Raw genomic sequence first — 8,077 nt, forward strand, 5'->3', positions numbered from 1 at the left:
TTAGAAGAGGCTATTCAGCCAGAGCGAGAGAACCCTTGTTCCCGAATCAATGCTGATGAGCCGGGGCATGGAGGAAGTTTCCTGTCTCCAAATTTAAGTTCTTTGGGCATTTGTCTGCCATAACGTCAAAAGGTTTAAGTTATTAACTGCCGTATGTTCAATGGTGGGGAGCATGTTTGCTTTACTTGGAAAGCTCGTTGATTACAACTCCGTCCGCGACGGCGCTGTTATAGTCGATGGAAACATTATCCGGGCAGTTGTTTCCCCGGAGGAGCTGAAAAACTGGGGAATCGATGAGGTTTACGGCGGGAAAGACTACATTATAACACCCGGATTTGTCAACGCCCACACCCACGTGGCCATGGCAAGGTTCAGGGGTCTGGGCGAGGATTTACCCACCGAAGAGTGGCTTGAAAAAATCATATGGCCCATGGAGAAGGCGTGGAGCAAAAGGGAAATCAGGGAATGGGCGGAGGTCGGTATTAGGGAAGCGCTCGCAAACGGCTCAACCACAATAAACGACCACTACTTCTTTGCCGATGAGATAGCCAGAGTCGCTGAAAAACTCGGGATAAGAGCCTTCATCGGGCAAACGGTTATGGACGAGGTGGACTTCCCCCTCGCCAGTCCGGAGGAAGGCTTCAGGTTCTTTAAACGCTGGGAGGGGAAAAGCGAACTCGTTAAACCCGTGTTTGCCCCCCACGCGACCAACACCGTCTCTGAGGAGCTCATGCGCGAATTTGCCGAGCTTTCGGAGGAAACCGGCGCTAGGGTTCACATACACCTCGCCCAGAGCAGGGCAGAGGTTGAAGAGGTCAAGAAGCGCTATGGCCTTTCGCCGGTTGGTTTTCTGAAAAGGGCCGGCCTCTTGAACGAGAAGCTAATAGGGGTTCACGGCGTTTACCTTGGCGTTTCAGACTTCAAAGCCCTCGCTCGGGCAGGCTCGACGCTCGTCCACTGTCCGACGAGCAACGTCAAGCTTGAGGCGAAGACCGTTAACCTGAGATTCCTCTTGGATTTGGGACTCAACGTTGCCCTCGGCAACGACTCGCCAAACCCAACGGGGATCCTTGACCCTTTCCTTGAGATGAGGACGGCCGGAATAACAGCAAACCTAACGGCCGGAAAAGCTCATGCCGTTACCGCCAGAGAGCTCTTCGGCATGGCGACGCTCTTTGGAGCCAGGGCCCTTGGGCTGAGTGCCGGGCTGATAGAACCGGGCTATCTTGCCGATTTGGTTCTCATAAACGCCAACAAACCGTGGTTCAGGCCGAGGGAGAACGTTTACTCGCTTCTCGTTTACTCCACGAGGGGATGCGACGTCGAAAAGGTTGTGATAAATGGAAAGATTTTGGAAAAGGAAAACTTTACCTCCTCCTGAGAATGAGGGGAACTATTGCCAGTCCCACTATTAAACCCGGACCGCAGATGCCCTTGCCGGTAGTGGTTGTGGTAGTGCTTGGGGAACTTGTTTGGGTTGGCGATATTTCCTCGGGCTTTTTGCCCTCGACCATCAGTTCCCTCCATTCTTTGAGCCACTTGTCGGTGTTCTTGGCAAGCTCTTCAGCAGGTATTGAGATGACCTTCGCCGAACTGACATTGAGGGCATAGTTAAAGCATGCCGGGGGCTTTACTTCCTTATTGACGGGATACATCCACTGAGTGGTTGGGAGCTTCTCCTGAGCTTCCTTGCTTATCAGGAAGTTTATGAACTCCTGGGCGAGCTTGGGGTGCTTGGTTCCCTTGACGATTCCGGCCCCCTCAATCTGGACGTAGGCAGTATTGTTGAGGAAAACCGCGCCGATGTTTGTGCTGTTCTCCTCACAGGCGGCATAGGCCGGGTCTGTGGCATAGCTGACAAAGAGAGGGGCCTGGTTCTTGTCCCACATCTCCCAGCCGGCACTCCAGCCTTTGACAATTATCACGTCGTTCTGCTTGAGCTTCTCCCAGTAGTAAGGCCACCTGTCGCCGTAAACTCCTATCGTCCAGAGGAGGAACGCCATTCCCGTTGAGCTCGTTAGGGGGTTTTCGACGATGAGCTTGCCCTTCCATTCTGGCTTGGTCAGGTCTTCAAAGGTCTTCGGCGGGTTCTTCACGACGTCCTTCTTGTAGACTATCGCTATGGCTCCGTAGTCGTAGGGGGTCAGGTGGAATGTCGGATCAAAGTCCTTGATAATCCACTCCGGTATGTACTTCGCGTTTTCGGGCTTGTATGGGATTAGAATGCCGGCCTGCAGGGCCTTCTGGAGGTAGCTGTTGTCTATTCCAACCACGACGTCAGCCTGAGGGTTGTTCTTCTCGATTATAAGCTTGCTCAGGACTTCTCCGGCATCTCCAAAGGTCACGAGCTGAACCTTGACCCCGTACTCCTTCTCAAATATTGGAATTATCTCCTTCATCCAGGGTTCAATGCTGTCGTAGGAGTAAACTGTCAGCGTCTCCTCGGCCTTGACTGGCCTCGCCCCCGTGAGGGACACGAGGAGAACGGCCATCAGGAGCAGTGCCACCATTCTCCTCATTGAACCACCTCCAATTAACAGGTTGTTGATTTCCATAACCCAATAATCACGGGATTAAAAAAGGTTTGCCTCACATGATTGTCCATTACTCCCTCTTGCCCACCATCTTGATGACGTAGTCAGCCGCGTTCTGCAACGCCACAGAAAAGCCGGGTTCCGTCCCTATGACTATCGTTTCCTTACCCTTTCTCTTGGCCTCCTGGATTATGGGCAGGAAATCGGCGTCGCGCGTGGCCAACGCTATAACATCAACGTCTGAGTTGTAAATCAGCTCCATCGCCTCGATGGCTATTCTCACATCGGTATCGCCGGCAACGATTACAGGTTCAAGCCCCTGGTTAACGACTGCCTCTATGAGCCCCTGCGGTGCGTACTGATTGAGCACGACCTTCGCAACCCTTATTCGGCCGATTCGTTCGAGTGCCTCAATGATGTCCTCAAGCTTTATGCCGAGCTCCTTTCGGAGGATGTTCGGGCCGTCAATTATGAGGCCGATGCTCTTCTCATGAGTTTCCTCATGTTCTTCTTTCTCACGCTTCAGAACCTTGATTAGCGTCTCCTTCACTCCTCTTCCCTCCACTCGCTCTTTGGTCGGAGGATTATGGTGTAATCCGCGGCGTGCTTCAGTGCAACGGAGAAGCCCGGCTCGATTCCTATGACTATCGTTTCCTTCCCCTTTTCCTTTGCCTTGAGGATGACCGGAAGGAACTCCGCGTTTCTGGTTGCTATGGCTATAACGTCTATGTTTGGATTGTAAATCTCGCGCATGGCCTCTACGGCGAGCTTGACGCCCGTCTCACCAGAAACGACGATGGCCTCAAACCCCTGATTTGAAACGGCCTCGATTAGGCCCTGGGGCGCGTATTGGTTAAGTACAACCTTAGCGACCCTCACGTCTCCAAGGTGCTCAAGTGCTTCAACGATGTCCTCGAGTTTTATCCCAAATTCCTTTCGAAGAATATTCGGACCATCTATGAGAAGTGCAATCCTTTTCCCGCGCTTGGACTTTCGCTTAATCATGCCTATGCTTTTGATTCCGTCCTTTGTCATCGAGATTATCTTCTCCCAGCTTCCCCCTGGCATAGCTGTCACCGTTGAAATAGATGAGATGAACATGGCCATTTAGACGCTAATCATATAAAAATGTTCGTCAGAGGATCCTCTTGTAGTAGTACCAGAGGCCCCTTATGATGTCGCGCACTTCAATCATTGTGAAGGTCTCGGTTCTGTCTATGAGCTTCGCGGTTTCCTCCCAGGTATGAGCCTGCAAAACGCGGTAGATTAGGAGCTTTATCTGCCTCTCGTCAAGATAGGGTTTCATCCAGCCGTCGAGGAAGTAGAGCTTCACTATCGGCTTTACTGCGTCAACCACAGTATCGTAGGTCAAGACCTTGCCCGTGAAGGCATCGAGGCGCTTCTTCTGGATTTCGGTGAGGTGAACCGGGTAATCGACGGCCTCGCCGAAGGGCGTCTCGAAGAGCCAGCGCGCTATTTCCGGCTCGAGCTCGCGGTGGGTATCGCCGAGCCATTCCGTAAGCCTAATCCTGAACTCGTCGTTCGCTTTCTTGATTAATTTTTTAGCCTTCTCGCTTATCGGCTTGAGGACTATCGCCGTAAACTCTCCGCTGACCGGGTTTCTGGCCGGGCTTAGGTGAACCACTGCAAAGCCGTTTCTGACCCAGAAGCGGACGAGCTCTTCGCTCGCTCCAAAGCCGGAACCAATCCAGTCGAGGCCTTTCTCTCTGGCCTCCTTTTCGAGGAGCTCTAAGGCCTTGCTTCCCAGCCCCATGTCCATCGCATCCGGGTGCGTCGCTATCCTGACTATCCTGTAGCCTTTCAGCCTGGCGAACTCCTTCAAATAGTGGTGCTTGACCATCATATCAGGGATTATGTTCCCGCGTGGCTTGTAGCCCTTGGCCATCTTGTCTATTACCTTCTTCGGTATACCACCCTCTTTGGCTATCTGTATCGCCGTCACTATCTTGCCGTTTTTCAGACGTAGAACCCTCGCTTCGTGGTGCGGAGCATCTGCGAGCAAAGCGACGTCACTCGGCCTGTTGCGGTAGTGAGCCAGAATGTAAATTCCGACGAAGTTCCTTAAATCCTCTCTGTCGTTTTCGAACCAGTCGTCCAAATCGGGCTCCTCAAGGTAGACCTCTTTCCTCTTTATGAGCTCGTAGTCTTCCTCCGTCAGCTCAACGGGTTCGGCATCAAGTAGTAAAACGTCGAAGAGCCACCTCTCTATGGGGTCGTTTTCAGCGTAGCGAATCGGCTCGTCCATGTGGAGCTCCTTAAAAGAGCGCTTCTCCCTCGCCTTTTTGAGGAACTTAACGGAAAAGCCCCTGCCGGCGCCTTCGTAGCCGTGTATGGTTGAAGAGTAAACCACGCGCTCCTTGTTGAGGTACTTGTGGAGTATCGGCACGTGGATTCCGGCCGCTTCGTCCAGGATATAGAGGTCGGCGCTCTTCCTATAACCTTCGGCCGGTGGATAATAGCGCAGGCCTATCTTCCTCGCGTAGAGCTCCTTTATCAAGCCTTTCTCTTCCACCACGTAGGGCTTGAAGCCGAGCCTTTCAAGGGCCCTCTTGGCGAAGCGGAAGAGTGCCTGGACGTTCTCAAGCTCGGGGGCGGTTACAACTATCCTTGTGCGCTTTCCGAGGGCCAGGGTGAGGCCGATGGACGCTATACCAACTGAAACGCTCTTACCCCTTCCCCTGTCTGCCGTCAAAACGAGCATACCACCGTCAACGAGTTCTTCAAAGGCCTTAATTACCTCAACCTGCCCCTCGGTTAGGGCCATCTCGTAGAGCTCCTTCGGGAAGAGCGTCTCCTCTGGAATTGGGACGCCCTTTCTGGCTTTAATCCTCGCCTGACTCTTCGAGCGCTTCGGCTTCTTCCTGGCCTTCCCGTTCTCGGTTATGATGTAAATCCCATCGTGCTCCGTGAACTTTCTGATTAGCCTTCTGTTGAAGCGCTTCTTTACGTCGTCTATCGTGTAAGGTGGCGTTACCAGACTCTTGTGGAAGCCCGTCCACATGTCCTTCCACTTTTCGAAGGGATTCGCAAGGATGAATATCAGCCCGCCACCGCGAACAGTCTCGATTATCCTTCCCAAATCGTTGGGGGAGTAATCGTAGCTCATATCGAGGACGAGAAGGTCGTAGGTCCTCCCGAGTATGTCGCGGGTGTGCTTGAAGGTTACCGCCTTTACCTCGACGTTTGAACCCGCCAGAACGTCGAAATGCTTCCTAAAAGCTTCGTATCTCTTTCTTCCAAAGGTTTCCTCCCCGAGGGCATCTGTGGCATAAAGAACCTCGATTTTATCCTCGCTTTCATCTCTAAGGCGCTTCTTAATCAACTCCTCGAGAACATCGCTGAGAACTCTAGCAGAGGCTCCAGCAAGGATTCCGGCCAGTTCCGCCTTCCTCAGCGTGTCTCCCTCGATTACAATCATTCTCCTGTGGAAGTTTTCGAGTGCCTGAGCTAAGGCCGTCTCGGTGAGCTTGAGAACCGAGTCCTTAACCTTCTCGCCTTTGGCGTACTCTCTCACTTCCTTATCAAAGCGAACCTTAACCGTCATCTCTCCTCCCCGGGTAAAGGGGAGAGCGGGGATTTAAAAACCTTCGGAGCTCTTGAAGGGTCTCGATATTAATCGAAACGCTAAGCTTTTATACGAAAAGGGCCGAGTTAGTTCGGTGGTTTCTATGAAAGGCCTTACCGAGAAGGACCTCGGAAAATTCAGGCTCGTTGGCAACATCGATGCCTTCAAAAGAAGGCTCGTCTTTCAGGTGACGGAGATAAGCGTTGAGAAGGACGACTACTTCTCAAGGCTCTACTTCTACGACGGAAGGAGAGTTAAGCCCTTTACATCCGGCAAAAAGGACGGGAATCCAAGGTTCTCGCCTGATGGGAAGCTGGTGGCCTTCACATCCAAGCGCGATAAAGGAGAAGAAGCCGAGCTCTACGTTATCCCGACGGACGGCGGAGAGGCAAGGCTTTTAGCGAAGTTCAAATACGGAATTAAAAACCTCCGCTTTACCGAGGACGGAAAGGGGATAGCGGTTGTGACACCGATAGACGTCGAGAAAAAGCCCAAAGATGACGTCCACCTGATTAAGGAGCTCCCCTTCTGGTTCAACGGAATTGGATGGGTCTACGGGAAGAGGAGTGTTGTCTATCTCGTGGATGCTGAAACCGGCAAGAAAAGACGCCTGACGCCAAAGAACATCGACGTCTCTCAAATCCGCTTCCATAAGGGTAAGCTCTACTTCCTAGCTCAGGAAGACCGCGAGAGGAAGCCGATGGTGAGCGACCTCTACGTCCTCGACGGGAGAAAGGCGAAGCGCTTAACTCCCGGGGAGTGGGGCATAACCGATTTCATACCCCTCGACGATGGGACCTTTATTCTAAAGGCCAACACGCGCGAGCGCGGGATTCCGACGAACCCCCACATCTACCACTACGACCCCGAGACGGAAGAGCTTAGAAAGCTCACAAAGGACCTCGACCGTTCAGCTTATAACTCCCTCAACAGCGACGTAAGGGGAAGCCAGAGGGCGGAGCTGGTTTTTAAGGACGGCTGGGTTTACTACGTTGCCACCGACGGTCCAAGGGCGAACCTCTTCCGGGTTAACCTCGACGGAAAGATAGAGCGCGTTGTTGGTGGGGACAGAAGCGTTGAGAGCTTTGCAATCGGAGATTACATAGCTTTCACAGCACAGGACGCCGTAACTCCGACAGAGCTCTACGTTCTGAGGGACGGAAGGGAGAGAAAGCTCACGGACTTCAACGGCTGGATTAGGGAATACAGTCTCTCAAAGCCCGAGCATTTCAAAGTTAAGGCGGGCGATGGAGCGGAGATAGACGCCTGGATAATGAGGCCCGTTGGCTTTGAGCCTGGGAAGAAGTATCCGGCCGTTCTTGAAATCCACGGCGGGCCGAAGACAGCTTACGGCTACGCCTTCATGCACGAGTTCCACGTTTTAACGGCCAGGGGCTTTGTGGTTATCTTCTCCAATCCCAGAGGAAGCGACGGCTACGGCGAGGACTTTGCGGACATTAGGGAGCACTACGGTGAGAGGGATTATCAGGATTTGATGGAGGTCGTTGATGAGGCTCTGAAGAGGTTCGACTTCATAGATGGGGAAAGGGTAGGCGTCACCGGTGGCTCCTACGGCGGTTTCATGACGAACTGGATTGTTGGACACACGAACCGCTTTAAGGCCGCTGTAACCCAGCGCTCCATCTCAAACTGGGTGAGCTTCTTTGGGACGACGGATATAGGCTACTTCTTCGCGCCGGACCAGGTAGGAGGTGACCCGTGGAACAACACAGATACCTACTGGGAAAAGAGCCCGCTGAAGTACGCTCCCAACGTTGAAACGCCTCTCCTCATAATCCACTCGACGGAGGACTACCGGTGCTGGCTTCCGGAGGCGTTGCAGTTCTACACCGCTTTGAAATACCTCGGCAAGACGGTCGAGCTGGCCATCTTCCCGGGCGAGAACCACGATTTATCCCGCTCCGGCAAGCCGAAGCACAGGGTTAAACGCTTGGAG

At 53.0% G+C, this 8,077-nt stretch carries 6 protein-coding genes; 2 read left to right on the top strand and 4 right to left on the bottom strand.

Annotated elements, in window-relative coordinates; genetic code table 11:
- The first annotated feature begins 172 nt into the window (after window positions 1-172).
- Window positions 173-1,381, top strand: a complete 1,209-nt coding sequence (locus MVG27_RS02905; RefSeq protein WP_297549250.1) for an amidohydrolase — start codon at window positions 173-175, stop codon at window positions 1,379-1,381.
- On the opposite strand, the gene MVG27_RS02910 is transcribed toward MVG27_RS02905, so the two are convergent.
- The 4 genes from MVG27_RS02910 to MVG27_RS02925 all read right to left on the bottom strand — a co-directional run bounded on the left by MVG27_RS02910 (window position 1,368) and on the right by MVG27_RS02925 (window position 6,099).
- Complete coding sequence (locus MVG27_RS02910; protein WP_297549244.1) at window positions 1,368-2,519, bottom strand: thiamine ABC transporter substrate-binding protein; 1,152 nt, start codon at window positions 2,517-2,519, stop codon at window positions 1,368-1,370. The two genes, MVG27_RS02905 and MVG27_RS02910, sit on opposite strands and share 14 nt — an antisense overlap.
- An 85-nt stretch (window positions 2,520-2,604) precedes the next feature.
- Window positions 2,605-3,084 carry a TIGR00288 family NYN domain-containing protein gene (locus MVG27_RS02915; RefSeq protein ID WP_297466554.1) on the bottom strand — a complete coding sequence of 160 codons (480 nt, stop codon included), beginning with the start codon at window positions 3,082-3,084 and terminating at the stop codon, window positions 2,605-2,607.
- The gene (locus tag MVG27_RS02920) at window positions 3,081-3,602 is read right to left on the bottom strand and encodes a TIGR00288 family NYN domain-containing protein (RefSeq protein ID WP_297549252.1); all 522 of its coding nucleotides are present in this window, start codon (window positions 3,600-3,602) and stop codon (window positions 3,081-3,083) included. Before MVG27_RS02920 ends, MVG27_RS02915 begins: the two co-directional genes overlap by 4 nt.
- Window positions 3,603-3,669: 67 nt before the next feature.
- On the bottom strand, window positions 3,670-6,099 hold the full coding sequence (locus MVG27_RS02925) for a tRNA(Met) cytidine acetyltransferase TmcA (RefSeq protein ID WP_297549246.1): 2,430 nt from the start codon (window positions 6,097-6,099) through the stop codon (window positions 3,670-3,672).
- 124 nt (window positions 6,100-6,223) lie between these two features.
- Here MVG27_RS02925 and MVG27_RS02930 point away from each other — a divergent pair.
- A partial coding sequence (locus MVG27_RS02930; protein ID WP_297556140.1) for a S9 family peptidase occupies window positions 6,224-8,077 on the top strand: 1,854 nt, incomplete at its 3' end.

This window comes from Thermococcus sp. (assembly GCF_027011145.1).
Classification (GTDB): Archaea; Methanobacteriota_B; Thermococci; order Thermococcales; family Thermococcaceae; genus Thermococcus.